The organism is Thermoplasmata archaeon, from assembly GCA_035532555.1.
In the GTDB taxonomy this organism is placed as follows: domain Archaea; phylum Thermoplasmatota; class Thermoplasmata; order Lutacidiplasmatales; family UBA184; genus Lutacidiplasma.
In genome coordinates, this window is sequence record DATKQS010000006.1 from 1 (window position 1) to 15,367 (window position 15,367).

General features: G+C 67.3%; 12 protein-coding genes and 1 tRNA gene. 8 read left to right on the forward strand and 5 right to left on the reverse strand.

Annotated elements, in window-relative coordinates:
• The first annotated feature begins 219 nt into the window (after positions 1 to 219).
• Complete coding sequence (locus VMV28_01060; protein HUZ79203.1) at positions 220 to 1,158, forward strand: DDE-type integrase/transposase/recombinase; 939 nt, start codon at positions 220 to 222, stop codon at positions 1,156 to 1,158.
• A gap of 392 nt (positions 1,159 to 1,550) precedes the next feature.
• Here VMV28_01060 and VMV28_01065 read toward each other — a convergent pair whose 3' ends face one another.
• Positions 1,551 to 1,772, reverse strand: a complete 222-nt coding sequence (locus tag VMV28_01065) for a hypothetical protein (protein ID HUZ79204.1) — start codon at positions 1,770 to 1,772, stop codon at positions 1,551 to 1,553.
• A gap of 12 nt (positions 1,773 to 1,784) precedes the next feature.
• Complete coding sequence (locus VMV28_01070) at positions 1,785 to 2,138, reverse strand: hypothetical protein (protein HUZ79205.1); 354 nt, start codon at positions 2,136 to 2,138, stop codon at positions 1,785 to 1,787.
• Between the two features lie 420 nt (positions 2,139 to 2,558).
• Between VMV28_01070 and VMV28_01075 the strand changes: the two genes are divergently transcribed.
• Positions 2,559 to 3,986, forward strand: coding sequence for a thiolase domain-containing protein (locus VMV28_01075; protein ID HUZ79206.1), 1,428 nt, complete (start codon positions 2,559 to 2,561; stop codon positions 3,984 to 3,986).
• Positions 3,983 to 4,513 (forward strand): Zn-ribbon domain-containing OB-fold protein, encoded by a 531-nt coding sequence (locus VMV28_01080; protein HUZ79207.1) that lies wholly within the window; start codon positions 3,983 to 3,985, stop codon positions 4,511 to 4,513. The genes VMV28_01075 and VMV28_01080 overlap by 4 nt, the downstream gene beginning before the upstream one ends.
• A 28-nt stretch (positions 4,514 to 4,541) precedes the next feature.
• Here VMV28_01080 and VMV28_01085 read toward each other — a convergent pair.
• A tRNA-Phe gene (locus VMV28_01085) sits at positions 4,542 to 4,615 on the reverse strand.
• A gap of 176 nt (positions 4,616 to 4,791) precedes the next feature.
• Here VMV28_01085 and VMV28_01090 point away from each other — a divergent pair.
• From VMV28_01090 to uvrC, 4 genes are all read left to right on the forward strand, one after another.
• Positions 4,792 to 7,302, forward strand: coding sequence for a DNA topoisomerase I (locus VMV28_01090; GenBank protein ID HUZ79208.1), 2,511 nt, complete (start codon positions 4,792 to 4,794; stop codon positions 7,300 to 7,302).
• 77 nt (positions 7,303 to 7,379) lie between these two features.
• A complete protein-coding gene (locus VMV28_01095; protein HUZ79209.1) occupies positions 7,380 to 8,099 on the forward strand; it encodes a creatininase family protein in 720 nt (239 codons plus the stop codon).
• Between the two features lie 14 nt (positions 8,100 to 8,113).
• Complete coding sequence (uvrA, locus tag VMV28_01100) at positions 8,114 to 10,960, forward strand: excinuclease ABC subunit UvrA (protein ID HUZ79210.1); 2,847 nt, start codon at positions 8,114 to 8,116, stop codon at positions 10,958 to 10,960.
• Positions 10,957 to 12,657 carry an excinuclease ABC subunit UvrC gene (uvrC, locus tag VMV28_01105; protein ID HUZ79211.1) on the forward strand — a complete coding sequence of 567 codons (1,701 nt, stop codon included), beginning with the start codon at positions 10,957 to 10,959 and terminating at the stop codon, positions 12,655 to 12,657. The genes uvrA and uvrC overlap by 4 nt, the downstream gene beginning before the upstream one ends.
• Positions 12,658 to 12,666: 9 nt before the next feature.
• Here the strand turns inward: uvrC and VMV28_01110 are convergent, their stop codons facing one another.
• Positions 12,667 to 13,206, reverse strand: coding sequence for a DinB family protein (locus VMV28_01110; GenBank protein HUZ79212.1), 540 nt, complete (start codon positions 13,204 to 13,206; stop codon positions 12,667 to 12,669).
• 59 nt (positions 13,207 to 13,265) lie between these two features.
• Positions 13,266 to 14,024 carry an archaeal proteasome endopeptidase complex subunit alpha gene (locus tag VMV28_01115; protein ID HUZ79213.1) on the reverse strand — a complete coding sequence of 253 codons (759 nt, stop codon included), beginning with the start codon at positions 14,022 to 14,024 and terminating at the stop codon, positions 13,266 to 13,268.
• A gap of 181 nt (positions 14,025 to 14,205) precedes the next feature.
• Between VMV28_01115 and VMV28_01120 the strand changes: the two genes are divergently transcribed.
• Positions 14,206 to 15,339: a radical SAM protein gene (locus VMV28_01120; protein ID HUZ79214.1), complete on the forward strand. Its 1,134-nt coding sequence runs from the start codon at positions 14,206 to 14,208 to the stop codon at positions 15,337 to 15,339.
• The last annotated feature ends 28 nt before the right edge of the window (positions 15,340 to 15,367 follow it).

Genomic DNA, 15,367 nt, shown 5'->3' on the forward strand with positions numbered 1-15,367 from the left:
TCTGGAGTACGGAAATTAGTTCCGACCCCCCTCCTCGCCCCGACTCCCGACCAGCTCCAGTGGGCCCGAGCCCGCGCCCAGGCCCTGCGTTACCGCCAGCACCTCCCTCTACCTCCTCCCCCACCCCGAGCTCCCTCGCCCCCTCGCCTACGTGCCCCCAGGGTACCGCTCTCCCTCCCTCCACCCCGAACTCCACTACCCCGATCGTCTCCCCTTCGCGTGACCAAGCTCACCGACCGTCGGATCGCCTACCTCGTCCAACAATCCCAGAACCACTGGGACGGCGATGCTCTGCCTCAGATGGCGGGGCGCTGGGGGGTCAGTCGTCGGTGGCTCCGTCAACTCCTTCTACGTTGGCGTCGAACGGGGATCGTGCCCCGCCTCAACCCCAACCGCCGACCCCCAGGCCCTCCACTCACCGAGGCCCAACAGCAGCTCATCGCGGCAGAATGGCACCGAGGCCCTCGCGGAGCCACCCAGATCTGGAAGGTCCTCGCCCGCCAGGGAGTCCGACTCCCCCACCAGAAGGTCTACCTCTACCTGCGTGCGCAGGGCTGGGCGGTCCCGAACCCACGGAAGCAGAAACCTCGACGGCGGTGCCGGTATGAGCGGGAACATTCCGGATCGCTCGTGCACGCCGACTACCATCGAACGAGCGAAACTCACCCGCACTGCATCCTGTGGCTGGACGACGCGAGTCGGATGATCCTGGCCGGGGGCGAGTTCTCGGCAGCGACCAGCGATCACGCGATCGAGACGTTGGGGGAGGCCCTCATGGTGGCGAAGCGGTGGAATCTGACGGTGCGGGAAGTGAACACCGATCGGGGCGCGCAGTTCTACGCGAACCCGAGACAGGGTTCGGACCCGGGGTTGGGACGGTTCCAGGAGTTCCTGGAACGTCAGGGGATCCGTCACGTGGTGAGCCGAGTGAACAACCCCCAGACCAATGGGAAGGCCGAACGCCTCTGGTTGGAATACGACAAGCTGAGGTGGCGGTTCGCCACCCTGGCGGAGTGGATCGAGTGGAAGAACGACGAGGTGCACGGAGCGCTGTGGGCGCTGGAGACGCCCCGGGAAGCCTTCCAGCGGAAGCTCCCCCCGGAGAGCCTCCTCGGCCTCCATATGCGGGCGATCGATCAAATTCCGGAGGCCGCATGATGCGACGCCGCCGATCGCGTAAGGGAACTAATTCCTGTACACTACAGCTGACGGGGGCGGGTACGCTGGCCGTGCTCGCTCTCCGCCGTCCGAGGAGGTCCCTGTCCCCTACACCCCGAACTCCATCTGTTATCGGTTAAGCTCGACCACCTTACAACGTAAAGGTCTGGCCGTTCCTGTCGGAGGGCGGGGCACTCCCCGTCAAGCGGGCACGGACCCCGGAGCCCCCACCGTCAGCGGCCCGTACCCCTCGGGGCAGGGGCCGGACCGTAGTCACGCTACAGTGCGTCATGGCCCCACCGAGCCGTAACCGATAACGCATGAAGGGACATCCGGTCTGTGGATTCCCGGGAGAAGGAATCGACCGGGAGGCGGAGAGTGGCCCACCTGGCTCAAGGCGGTGGGGCGCGTACTTCCCTCTCGACCGCAAGGAGATCGAGGTACATCGTCCTCAGCTTCCTTCCCCGCTCATGGCCGACGGGGCGAGTGAATCTGAATCCGCAGCCGAGGTAGAACCGTGTGGAGGCGAGCTTCGAGTTGACGATGAGGAGTCGGACGGCCGGCACCGAAGTCAGTCCAATGACCGAGATCCGCCGAATGAGGACCCGCCCTATCCCCCTTCCCTGCTAGTTCGACTGGACGGCGAGTCGCCCAATCTTGAGCGAGGGGATGGTCTCGACAAGCTCCTTGCCCTTTTTCACGTGGGATTTCGAGTATTTGCGGGATTGGATGTATTCGAGCCTCAGGCCGTCGGTGCTGATCGTGTAGTACCCTACCAGCTCGCCGTTGTAGTGCGCCAGTACCGTGCGCCCGAGGTTCTCCCGCTCATACTCCTCAACTTCCTCGGGACACAGGAATTCGTCTAGGTCAGGTTCCCCACAAGAGAACGTTCGGACCTGTCCCCGGTCCCTGAAAGGTTCGTATGAAAAGAGGTCGGGATCGACCTGAATAGGTTTGGAGAACGGGAGCCCTTCGGTCATTCCCTGGCCTAGTCGGAAGCTCTTCGCTTCGACTTGGCCCGCGCTTCTGCCCGGCGAAACTCTTCCTCCGCCCCGACGTAAAGGCGCTTGGCGACCGGGTCGACATGTGGCCGCTTGAGATTACCGGCCACGTCCTTAGCCTCGGGACCCGTTACGGCCGCGATCGGTTCAGGCTTCGCCATTTGAGTTGCTCGCCCTTGCCTATGCTGCGCGAGCTGCTAGACCGATTGGGAAGATAAAGCTCATCGTGTTCTCACATTCCGCATCGCGCAGCCCGCCGGCCCCGGACGGCTTACAGCGGTGCTCGGGGCGCGCAGAGCGGCGCGAGCGGTTCTCCGACGATCCCTGCGGGCCTGGCTCGGAACGCCGACGGCATCGCTAAGAACCGGACCGAACTCGCCCCGAACGAGGGAACCGATCGTGCCCGCTCGTTCGAAGTCCAGCAAGAAGATGCCGAGGGTCGCTCGCGCACCCGCACGCACGCGCGGCTCCTCCGCGCGTCGGGTGTACATGGTCACCGGAGGCGTAACGAAGTTCGCGAAGGCTCATCCGGCGATGGATTTCCGCCTCATGGTCCGTCGGGCGTACGACTACGCGCTGAAGGGCATCCCGAACCTAACGAGGGACCGGATCGACGGCTCGCGCATCTCCTACTTCTCCGACCATTTCACCCGCCAGCTCAAGGCGTCGAGCATGGTCCAGGATTATCTCGGCCTGAACCCCAAGGGCTCGGTCCGCATCGAGTGGGGAGGCGCCACGGGCGGCGAGTGCTTCCAGGCGGCGTACGAGGCGGTCGCGAGCGGACGGATGGACGTCTGCCTCGCGGCGGGGTTCGAGACGATGAGCCGCGTCGAGACGTGGAAGGGCAACGAGTTCATTGCACTCGCCTCCGACACGAACTTCGACTTCCCGCTCGGCGGGTTCTACACGGGCTACTACGCCCTCATGGTCCAGCGGCACATCTACGAGTACCTCCGACGGACGAAGTTCGCGCACATCACCGACGAGCGCGAGGCCCAGCGCTTGGCGACGGCCGAGGGCAGCCGGATCATGGCGCTCGTGTCCGTCAAGAACCACCAGAACGCGCTGTACAACCCGTACGCGCAGTACCCGAAGCAGCTCACGGTCGATCAGGTCCTCCAGAGCGAGATGATCAGCTACCCGCTCGTCCGCGAGCTGATCTGCACCATGAGCGATGGAGCGGCGGTCGCGATCCTGTGCGACGAGCGCCGGGCGCGCGAGTTCACCGACCGACCGGTCCGCATCACGGGGGTCGGCACCGGGACCGACACGATGCGTCTCGCCGACCGCCCGTTCGGGAAGGTGCCGCTCCTCCCCACGGAGAAGGCAAGCGACTACGCCAATCTCGACTACCCGGGAATCCACTCCTTCCGCGCGGGCCGAGCCGCCGGCATCGAGGCGTACCGGATGGCAGGGATCACCGATCCCCGCCGCGAGCTCGACTTCGTCGAGCTCCACGACGCCTACGCTTCGAGCGAGATCCAGACGTACGAGGACCTCGGGCTCTGTCGGTATGGCGAGGGGTACGCTTTCACCGAGCGCGGAGACCCGTTCTTGTCCAACATCCAGTACCCCTTCCCCACTCCGAACGCGGGCACACTCCCGGTCAACCCCTCCGGAGGCCTCATCGCCTGCGGCCACCCGGTCGGAGCGACCGGCCTGATGCAGGCCGTCTTCGCGTTCTGGCAGCTGCAGGGACGGATCGCGAAGCACTTCGGGAACAAGACGCTCCAGGTCCCCAACGCGCACCGAGGCGCGATCCACAGTCACGCAGGAACGGGGTCGGCCGTGACGGTCTCGATCCTCGAGCGGGGGTACCGCCCGTGACGACCCGTCCACCGGTCTTCTCGAAGTTCCGAGAGGTGCAGGAGGAGCTCGGCCGCAGCGGCCGCGCGATCTATCGGGACGCGAACGGCATCGACAGCCTGATCATCCGCTACCCGTACTCGATCAACTACATCCACAGCTATGCCGAGGATACCGAGTTCTTCCTCGCGCTCGCCGATGGGAAGCTCAAGGGTTCGAAGTGCACGCGCAAGTCCTGCCGGACGGTCTACGCGACCCCGCGCGGCCACTGCATGGCGTGCGGTGCGCCCACCGAGTGGATCGATCTTCCGCCGCGGGGCCGCCTCCACTCCTGGACCACATGCCACTACGGCAGCGAGGCGTTCCTGAAGGAGACGCCGTACAACCTCGCGATGGTCGAGTTCGAGGGCGCCGACAGCCTGCTGTTCGTCCGCCTGAAGGATTGCGTCGAGTCGGAGATCTACATCGGCATGCCGGTCGAGGCGCGCTTCGATCCCGAACCGAAGTACTCGATCACGGACGTGTGGTTCGTGCCGAAGCGCGGCTGAGCCGTTCGATCGCGCCGGACCGGAGGAGTGCCGCGGGCCGGGCTTGAACCGGCGGCTTCAAGATCTTCAGTCTTGCACTCTCCCAAACTGAGTTACCGCGGCACTGGGCGGGCCCACTCAATCGCCCGGTTATAATAGCGTGGTTCTAAGGGGTCCCGGGACCCGACGGGAAGAAGTGCGTTCCCCGGACGCGTGCGCACGCGTTCGAAAATGTTCTCCGTCAGGATTCCGCCCATCGCCTTATCTACCGGCGCTGAACTAGTTGCGCGGGTCGTCCCATGCAACGCTCGCTCGTCGTCGCGGAGAAGTTCAACACGGCGCTCCGCATCGCCGTCGTGCTCTCCGACGGCCACATGCAGCGGTCCCGGGTCGAGGGCACGAACGTGTTCCGATTCGAGCGGCCGGACGGAGCGTACGCGGTCGTGGGACTTCGCGGACACATCGTCGAGCTCGATTACCCGAAGGAGCTCGCGGAGTGGTCGCTCGAGTCGCTGCCAAAGCTCCTGGAGGCCGCGCCCCTCAAGCGCGTGACCGAAGGCTCGATCGTCGGCACGCTCCAATCGATCGTGCGGGAGTTCGACCGCGTGATCCTCGCGACCGATTTCGATCGCGAAGGGGAGCTCATCGGACTCGAGTGCCTCGAGCTCCTCCAGAAGGTCCACCCCGACATCGAGGTCAAGCGAGCCCGCTACAGCGCGCTCACCCGCGACGCCATCGAGCAGAGCTTCGAACATCTCGAACTGCTCGACCGGGCGCTCGCCGAGGCCGCCGAGGCCCGGCAGGAGATCGATCTCGTCTGGGGAGCGCTCCTCACGCGCTACATCTCGCTGACCGCGAACCAACGAGGGAAGGGCTTCCTCTCCGTCGGCCGGGTGCAGACGCCCACGCTCGCGCTGCTCGTCGAACGCGACCAGGCGATCAAGGAGTTCAAGCCGACCCCGTACTGGCAGCTCGTCGCGACCGCGCGCCAGGGAACGGAGACCTTCCGCATCACGCACGAGCACGGGACCTGGGATGTTCAGGCGGAGGCCGATCAGGTCTTCGCGAAGGTCGCGGGCGCCACGGAAGGCTCCGTCACAGAGTTCAAGGAGGAGGAGACGCGACGACGGCCTCCCATCCCCTTCTCCACCACGCTCTTCGTCGCCGAAGCGACGCGCATGGGGCTCGGCGCCTCGATGGTCATGCGGATCGCGGAGGATCTCTACACCCAGGGGATCATCAGCTACCCGCGTACGGACAACACCGTTTACCCGCGCGGGCTCGGTCTGCGCACGCTCGCCGAGAAGTTCCGCGAGACCCCGTTCAAGGAGGCCGCCGATTTCGTCCTCGCGCAACCGTCCTTCCGCGCCACCCGCGGACGGGTCGAAACGACCGATCATCCTCCGATCTATCCCACCGCTGCGATCGATCCCAAGAAGTTGAAACCGGACGCGGCCCGGATCTACGAGCTCGTGGTCCGCCGCTTCCTCGCGACCGTGGGCCCCGACGCCATCGGGCTGAAACGCACCGGGAAGATCGACGTCAAGGGCGAGAAGTTCGATGTCCATGGGCAGACGATCACCGATCCGGGGTGGTATCGGATCTATCCGTACTACCAGCCGGAGGAGACGGTCGTACCCGTACTCGTCGTGGGCGAGAAGGTCGGCCTCGATGAGATCAAGCTCCAGCAAGAGGAGACCAAACCGCCTCGCCGCTACACCCAGGGGACGCTCATTCAGGAGATGGAGCGCCTCGGGCTCGGCACGAAGAGCACGCGCCACGACGTGCTGCAGAAGCTGTTCGATCGGCACTACATCAACCAGCGTGGTCTCGAACCCACCACGACGGGGATCGCGGTCACGGAGGCGCTGAAGGCCTACGCGCCGCTCGTCACGCGGCCGGAGATGACCCACCAACTGGAGGAGGACATGCAGCTGGTGGCCGAGTCGAAGAAGCCGAAGGCGGAGGTCCTCTCCGAATCGCGCGAGATGCTGCGCGAGGCGTACATGCTGCTGGCCGCGAACACCGAAGGGGTTCGCGGAACGCTCACCGGGGCCCTCGACCGCCAGCATTTCGTCGGACCGTGCATCAAGTGCGGCGGTGCGCTGCGGATCCAGCGGAGCCCGCGCGGCACGCGCTGGGTCCAGTGCTCGAACAACCCGGGGAACTGCACCGCGAGCTACGCCCTCCCATCGGCCGGTTTCATCGAACCCGCCCCGGAGTTCCTGTGCGGCGTGTGCAAGGTGCCGCGGGTGAAGATCGTCTTCCGGGGACAACGGCCGGACCTATACTGTATCAATCCGGAGTGCACCGAGCACGACAAGGCGTTCCGAATCGGGGTCTGCCCCACATGCTCCAAGCCGCTCGAGATCCGCTACTCCTTCCTCGGGAAGCGGTTCGTCGGGTGCACGGGCTATCCGGAGTGCCGGACCACGTACCCGCTACCGCAGCGAGGCAAGCTCGAGAAGGACCAGCCTCCGTGCCCCGTCTGCCACGCTCCGGTCGTCACGGCCATCGAAGCCGGGCGCCCGCCGTGGACGCTGTGCATCAACCCGAACTGTCCCTCGCGCGCCGAGGCGGAGAAGGCGAAGAAGGAGAAGGCCGAGGCCCGCGCGGAGGCGAAGGCGGTCGCGGCCACGGTGAAGAAGAGCGCGGCCCGGGCGAAAGGGAAGGCCGCTGCGAAGAAAGGCTCGAAGCGCACGGCGAGCGTCCGCGCATCGAGAAGCGCGGCGGTCCCGCGCCGGCGCAAGGCCGCAGCCTCCACCGAGACCGCCGCGGCCCCCGTCGACACCGGTCCGGCTCCCCCGTAGGGATTGAGCCGCCGAGTGGGCCCCTGTTTCACCGGCTCTCGTCCCGACTTAAATAGCCATGACGGGTCGTTCACCCTATGGCTAGCCATCGGTTGGTCGAGATCGACTCCCGGACGTGGGAGGCGCGGATGAAGACGAACCCGCTGCTCATCCTGCCGGTGGGAGCGCTCGAGGCCCACGGACCGCACTTGCCTCTCGGCGCCGATCAGATCCAGGCCGAATCTACGGCCGCTTCCCTCGCCGATCGGGTGGAGGGCGTCATCGCTCCGACCCTCCCGTACGGCGCCTGTCCGGAAGCGCGACCGTTCCCGGGGACCGTCTCGATGTCGATCGTGGATCTCCAGCGATCGGCGCAAGGAGCGCTCCTCGAGTTCGCTCGGATGGGCGTGCGGCGGATCTTGGTCCTCTCCGGGCACGCGGAGCGCGGTCACATGGCGGCGCTGCGCGAGGCCGCAGGGGAAACGATGCGGGCGTATCCGAAGGTGCGGATCGTCGTCCTGTCGGACTATGACTTCGTCTACGAGCTCCGCGGAAAGGATTCTCCGGCGACGGACGGCCACGCCGGACTCATGGAGACCTCCCGCGTTCTCTTCCTCGCCCCCCAGACCGTGGGCCCGGCGCGACCGGTCGTCCCGCACCGCGGGAGCCCGTTCGTCCCCGGTACCCAATCGATGGAGGAATGGCCCGAGAGCGTCGTCGGCGACACCCGTCTCGCTTCGGCCGAGCTGGGGGGCCGGATCCAGAAGCACGTCCTCGAGCGACTGGAAGCGACCGTTCGTGAGCTCCTTCCCAGCTAGGTATTGCGCACACTATGCCCGAGCCCTCCGATGCGATCCGAATCCGCGGCGCGCGTCAGCACAACCTCAAGGACGTCTCGATCGATCTCCCGCGCAACCGGTTCATCGTGATCACGGGGGTCAGCGGTTCGGGCAAGTCCTCCCTCGCGTTCGATACCCTCTACGCCGAGGGCCAGCGACGTTACATCGAGAGCCTATCGGCGTACGCCCGCCAGTTCCTCGGCCAGATGGACAAACCAGACGTGGACTCGATCGAGGGCCTCTCGCCGGCGATCGCCATCGAGCAGCGGGCGGGCAGCCGCAACCCCCGCTCGACCGTCGGCACGGTGACCGAGATCTACGACTATCTCCGTCTATTGTTCGCGCGGATCGGGATCCCCCACTGTCCGAACGACGGGGAGGAGATCGCTCCGCAGTCGGTCGACAAGATCGTCGAATCGATCCAGTCCCAGGCGAAGGGAGAGAAGATCGACCTCGTCGCCCCGGTCGTCCGCTCGAAGAAGGGCGAGCACCGGGACGTCCTCGACTCGCTCCGCAGCCAGGGCTACCGGCGCTTCGCGATCGACGGGGTCGACGTCCGCCTGCCCGGTCCGGAGATCCGACTCGCCAAGAACAAGCAGCATACGATCGAGGTCGTCATCGACACCTTCGAGGTCGCCCCGGAGGAGGCCGCGCGGCTCGCCGAGGCGGTCGAGCTGGCTCGGAAGATGGCGGACGGGCTCGTGGTGGTCCGTCGACCGGGCGGCGTCCGGCAGATGTTCTCGAGCCGCCGCGCGTGCCCGAAGTGCGGTTTCTCGATCGAGGAATTGACGCCTCGGATGTTTTCGTTCAACAGCCCGTTCGGGGCGTGCACGGAGTGCTCCGGTATCGGGGCGACGCTGCATGCGGACCCCGACCTGATCGTCCCGGACAAGGACAAGCCGCTCTCGCGGGCGATCTCGGTCTGGGGCCTCACGCCGAGCTCGAGCGCGATCACGCGGTTCGGAGCGATGTTCGGCTACGAGCCGCGCCGACCGGTGCGGGAGCTCAACGAGAAAGGCTGGCAGGCCCTCATGTACGGGACCGAGCGAGGGCCCGATGTCGGTGCGGGCCGCGCCTCCCACTGGTGGCTCGGAGGCTGGTTGCGAGAGGGCCTCGCTCCGGCGGTCGAACGCCGGTGGAAGTCGACCAAGAGCGAGGGCGCGAAGGAGTACTATCTCGGCTTCATGACGTTCCACCCGTGCCGCAAGTGCGAGGGTCGGCGTCTCAAACCGGAGAGCCTCGCGGTCACGGTCCTCGGAAAATCGATCTCGGAGATCGTCGGAATGACCGTCGGGGAGCTCGTCCCCATGTTCCGGACCTTGACGTTGACGGATCACGACGAGCAGATCGTCGGCCAGGTCGTCAAGGAGGTCCGCGCGCGGCTCGGGTTCCTCCAGAACGTGGGCCTCGACTATCTCTCGCTCGACCGCGCGAGCGCTTCCCTCTCGGGCGGAGAGGCCGAGCGCATCGCCCTCGCCACTCAGATCGGCTCGGGGCTCGTCGGAGTGCTGTACATCCTGGACGAGCCGTCGATCGGCCTTCACCCGCGGGACCACGCCCGGCTCCTAGCGACCCTCAAGACGCTCCGTGATCTCGGCAATACCCTCCTCGTCGTCGAGCACGACGAGATGACGATGCGCGAGGCCGACTGGCTCGTCGACCTCGGACCCGGCGCCGGGGTACACGGCGGAGAGGTCCTCTACTCGGGCATCCCCTCGGGCATCGGCGACACCCCGCGGTCGGCCACGGCGGACTTCCTTGCCGGTCGTCGGAGCATCGCGGTCCCCGAGAAGCGCCCGGCCCCGACGGAGCGGTGGCTCACGATCCACGGCCCCCACGAGAACAATCTCAAGGGCGACCCTATCCGCATCCCGCTCGGTCTTCTCGTCGCCTTCTCCGGGGTCTCGGGCAGCGGGAAATCGACCGCGGTACAGGAGATACTGTACAAGGCCGTCCGTCGCCACCTCGGGCTCGGCCGGGAGTCGCCCGGCAAGCACGACTTCATCGAGGGGATCGATGCCATCGACCGGGTCCTTCTCATCGACCAGGCCCCGATCGGCCGCACCCCACGGAGCAACCCGGCCACGTACACGGGCGTCTGGACGCCGATCCGCGAATTGTTCGCGGGTCTGCCCGACGCGAAGGCGCGCGGCTTCGCGCCGGGACGTTTCAGCTTCAACGTCGCCGGCGGCCGTTGCGAGGCGTGCGAGGGCGATGGGGTCCTGCGCTACGAGATGCACTTCCTCCCCGCGGTCTACGTCGCATGCGAGGAATGCCACGGCCGACGGTTCAATTCGGAAACGCTCGAAGTGAAGTTCAAGGGAAAGTCGATCGCCGACATCCTCGAGATGACGGTCGATGAGGCGGCGGCGTTCTTCTCGACCCACCGCCGGATCGCCGGACGCCTCGCGCTCCTCTCCGACGTGGGCCTCGGCTACGTCTCGCTTGGCCAGAGCTCGACGACCCTCTCCGGAGGAGAGGCCCAGCGGATCAAGATCGCCTTCGAGCTCGCCAAGTCTCCCACGGGCCGGACCCTCTACCTTCTGGACGAACCCACGACGGGCCTGCATTTCGCGGACGTCGAGCGTCTGCTCGATGTGCTCTTCCGGTTGCGCGGAGGCGGGAACACCGTGGTCGTGATCGAGCACCACCTGGACGTCCTCAAGGCCGCCGACTGGATCATTGACCTCGGACCCGAGGGCGGCAACGCCGGAGGCCATGTCGTCGCTCAAGGGACCCCCGAGGCGATCGCCGCGGTCGCGGCGTCCCACACCGGACACTTTCTCAAGCCTCTCCTCGGCCGACAGGCCGCCCCGCGGCTCTCGGTCGCGCGGGCATGACCGTGAGCCCCGGCGACCCCCGCTCCTTCGTCCCCGCGAGCGAACTCGCGGTCGCGAGCGGAGATGGGTTCCGGCGGGGTCCGGACGCTCCGGGGGTCTACCTCTTCCGATCGGCGCGTGGAGCGGTGGTCTACGTCGGCAAGGCCCGCAGCCTGCGCCGTCGGGTGCTCGACCACCTCCGCGCCAAGATCGAGAAGGACGGCACGATCCTCGCCCAGAGCGCGAGCGTCGAGTTCGTTCCCACCTCGAGCGAGCGCGAGGCGCTCCTGCTCGAGGCGAACCTGGTCAAGCAGTACCAGCCTCCGATGAACACGCTGCTCAAGGACGACAAGAGCTTCCCGTACCTTTCGATCTCCACCCGCGAGGAGTTCCCTCGCCTATTGATCGTGCGTCGGCCGCGCCGGGACGGTCGGTCGATCCTGTTCGGACCGTACACAAGCGCCCGCGAAGCGCGCAGCGTGCAACACCTGCTTGCCGACACCTTCCGCCTCCGGCGCTGCGCCCGCCTCCCGAAGGAGGCCTGCCTGTACTACCACCTCAAGGTCTGCAGCGCCCCGTGCATCGGGGCGATCGGACCGGTCGAGTACCGGGCCACGCTCGACCGGGTCGGAGAGATCCTCCGGGGCCGGGGAGAGCCCGTGGGACCAACCATCGAAGCGGAGATGCGGACCGCCGCCGACCGCCAGGAGTTCGAGCGGGCGGCGCTCCTGCGGGACGCGCTCGCGGGCCTCGGCGCGCTCGGCGAGCGGCAGAGCGTGATCGGACCCGGGACGGGACGTGCGGATGTCCTCGCCCTCGCGTTCTCGCAAGACCCCGCCACGCTCCGCGTCGCCGTCGGCCTCTTGCACGTCGTGGACGGCGAGGTCCGCGGCACCGAGCCGCACCTCCTTGAGATCCCGGCGGACGATCTGCCCGATCCGGGCGAGACCCTGCGCCAGTTCCTGGGGCAGTACTACGGCGGCCGCCTCGAGCTCCCGCAGCGCATCTACGTCCACGGTCCGAGGCCGGCGGGCATCGACGCGACCGTGGACGAGTTGTTCGCGAGCCGGGGCATCGAGGTCCAGTTCCACCCCACGGGCCGGTATGCCTCCCTCGGGCGGCTCGCGGAGCGCCTCGCGCGGGCGAGCGTCGATCAGGTGGTGGCGCGCCCCGCACCGCGCGAGGTCCTCCTCGCGCTGCAGAGCCTGCTCGAACTGCCCACGATCCCGAACCGCATCGAGGGGATCGACATCTCGATCTTCCAGGGATCGAACGCGGTGGGATCGCTCGTCGTCTTCGAGCGGGGCGCGCCGAAGAAGTCGGAGTACCGGCGCTTCCGCATCCGGTCCGTGGAAGGGACGAACGACTTTGCGATGGTCGCCGAGGTCGTGCGCCGGCGCTTCCTCCGACGCGTGGCCGAGCAGGAGATCCTGCCGGACCTCCTCCTCATCGATGGCGGGCGCGGGCAGCTCGGGAGCGCGCTCAGCTCGCTCGCCGCGCTCGGTCTCGCGGAGCAGATCCCGACGATCGGCCTCGCCAAGCGGGAGGAGGAGGTCTACGAGCCGGACCGGGCGGAGCCGCGGCGTCCCAACCCGAACTCCCCGCCGATGCTCCTATTGCGGGCGGTCCGCGATGAGGCCCACCGGTTCGCCGTGACGTACCACCGGACCCGGCGGCGGATCCGCATGCGCGAAGAGTTCGATCGCGCCGATCGGTGAGCCGGGCGCCTACGTGCGGGGACGCTTCGGGTTCCGGGAACCGGGCCGCAGCTCGATCCACGTCATCGTGGGCGGTTCGATGTTCCGTCGCCACATCGCCCCGATGAGCTCGCCGATGTGGTGGGCCTCTTCGAAGGAGATTTGGAGGACCGCATCGCGCACGGTGTAGCGGCCCGGCATCCAGAACGCCTTCACCCTGCGGTTGAGCTCCTGGTCCGTGAGCGTCGGCAGGCGCGCCTCGATCCCGTCCCAAACGCGCGCGGCGTAGGCGTCGAACTCCTTCCAGTCCTTCGGCTTGCGCGTGGGATCCTGCCACAGGGCGTCGATCTCTCGCTGGCGGCGGGGAACGATGTACAGGAGCCAGGACTCCTGGACGTTCAGGATGTGGGTGAGGGTCGCGATCATCGAGCCGTGACCGATCCCGAGATCCCGGTGCGTGACCTTCTTTGGAAGGCGACGGATCCGGCGGACGAATGCGTCGAACAGCGTGCGGTCGTAGTCGAGGAGGGCGCGCACTTCGAGCACCGAAGCCGATGCGCGAGAAGCCATGGGCTCCGAGCTAGCCGGTGCCGGGCTTTAAAGATGCGAGCCGCGCCCGGGGATCTCGTTCAGCGCCCGTTCGCCTTGCGCTCCGGCGTGCCGATGAACGGCATGCCCTGGACGCGCTTTGCGATCTCGGCCGGCGTCATCCGGCGCAGCTCCGATTCGGGCTCGAGGATCGCGACATCGAGCGCCTCGGGAGGGAACGGCGACGGCGAACCTTCAGCCACCGCCTTCACCGCGAGTTCGAACGCCCCGGCTTCGTCCCGGTGCTCCCCGATCTTCTCCTCGAGGTAGTCGGCGACCGCGCGGCGGTTGCGGCCGATCGCATAGGCCTTCCATCCGATCGTGGCGCCGCTCGGATCGAGCTCGACCAGTCCGGCCTGGCCGTTCGTGAAGCCGCCGAGCAAGAGGGAGACCGCGAACGGCCGGGTCCCGCCGAACTGCGTGAACTGCTGGAGGAGCGTGCCGAGGGAATGACCGAGCATCGCGAAGGGTGCGGACTCGGAGTAGGCGATGCGGTGGCGCTGGGCTTCGACCCGCAGGAACTCGACGAGGACGCGAGAGTCGGCGATGAGTCCGGCCGTGACACAGCCGAGCCCGGCGTCGATGGCGAAGCTCTTCTCGACCGAGCTCGCCTCGGCGAGGCTGCTGACGGGCAGGTTGCGGTACGCCACGAACACGATGCCCGTGTCGTACGTGACCGCGACGGCGGTCCCGCCCATCTGAATCGCCTGCAGGGCGTACTCGACTTGGAACAGTCGGCCATCCGGCGAGAAGACGGTGCTCGCGCGGTCGTACGCCATCTGGCCTGGTTGCATCTCCATCGATCGTGCCTCTGGAATCGGGCCGCCCAGTCGAGCGGGGGATTTGAACCTGCCCCTCGGTGGGGAGGTTGGTCCATCAAGTAACCTCGCCGCCCGTAACTCGGGCGCGCCGAAGCGGTCGGAGACCCTCCGGCCCCTCGGGAAATGGTAATAATCTCGGCCCGCGCCTTCTTCCGAGACGATGGCGACCGACGAGCTGCAGCTGCTTCCGATGGCCTCGAGCTATCGAGGAGCCCTCAGCCCCGCCTGCGTGCAGTGCGCCGAAGGGCGCAAGATGGTGCTCTTCGTCACCGGGGTCTGCCGGTTCCACTGCTTCTACTGCCCGGTCTCCCCGAATCGCAATCAGATCGATGTCGCGTATGCGAACGAGCGCCGCATCACGTGCGACGCGGACGTCCTCGCGGAGGCCCGCGCGATCGGCGCCGCGGGAACCGGGATCACGGGAGGCGATCCGCTCGGAGTCGTGGATCGCGTCGAGCACTACGTCCGTCTCCTCAAATCCGAGTTCGGGAGCGGGCACAACATCCACCTGTACACGCACGAACCGAATGCGGCGAAGCTCCAGCAGCTCGCCCGCGCGGGCCTCGACGAGTTCCGCCTCCACATCCCTCACTACCTGTGGGGCCCGCTCACCGCGTCGGGAGGGGCGTACCGCTCCGTGCTGGAGGAGGCGCCCTCCTGGGGGATCCGTCGAGGCGTGGAGATCCCCGTTCTGCCCGAGAAAGAGGCCGAGCTCAAGCGACTGCTCGAGACCCTAGAGGAGATCGGGGTCGACTTCGTCAACCTCAACGAGCTCGAGTTCTCGGAGACGAACGAACGCATCCTGCGCGATCGGGGATACCGAACCGACGAGCGCAACGGCTACGGCGTCCACGGCAGCCGAACCATCGCGGAGCGGATCGTCCGGGAGAGCCGCCTATCGATACCCGTCCACTATTGTTCGTCCCGGTTCAAGGACGCGGTCCAGTTGCGCCACCGGCTCCAGCGCCGCGCCGAGATCACGGCACCGCCGTTCGCCCGACCGACCGGGGAGGGCACGATCGTCTACGGCATCGTGGAGGCGCCGGGGACCATCCATCTCGAACGCATCGGCGCTCGTTTGGAGACCGTCGCGCGCATCCGCCCCAAGGACTACCGGCTGGACTTCGGTCGCCGCCGGGTGGAGCTCAATGCGCGGGCGTTGCGCGGAGTCGCGGCCCGCTTGCCCTGGCCGGCGTTCGAGGTCGAGGAGCATCCGACCTCCGAGCGCTTGGAGGTCGAGCGGGAGCCGCTCAACCGCGCCGCGTTCCCCGGAACTCCCCTCGGCGGCACGTAGTGCTCGTCGCAGGCGTGCCCGCCCCACG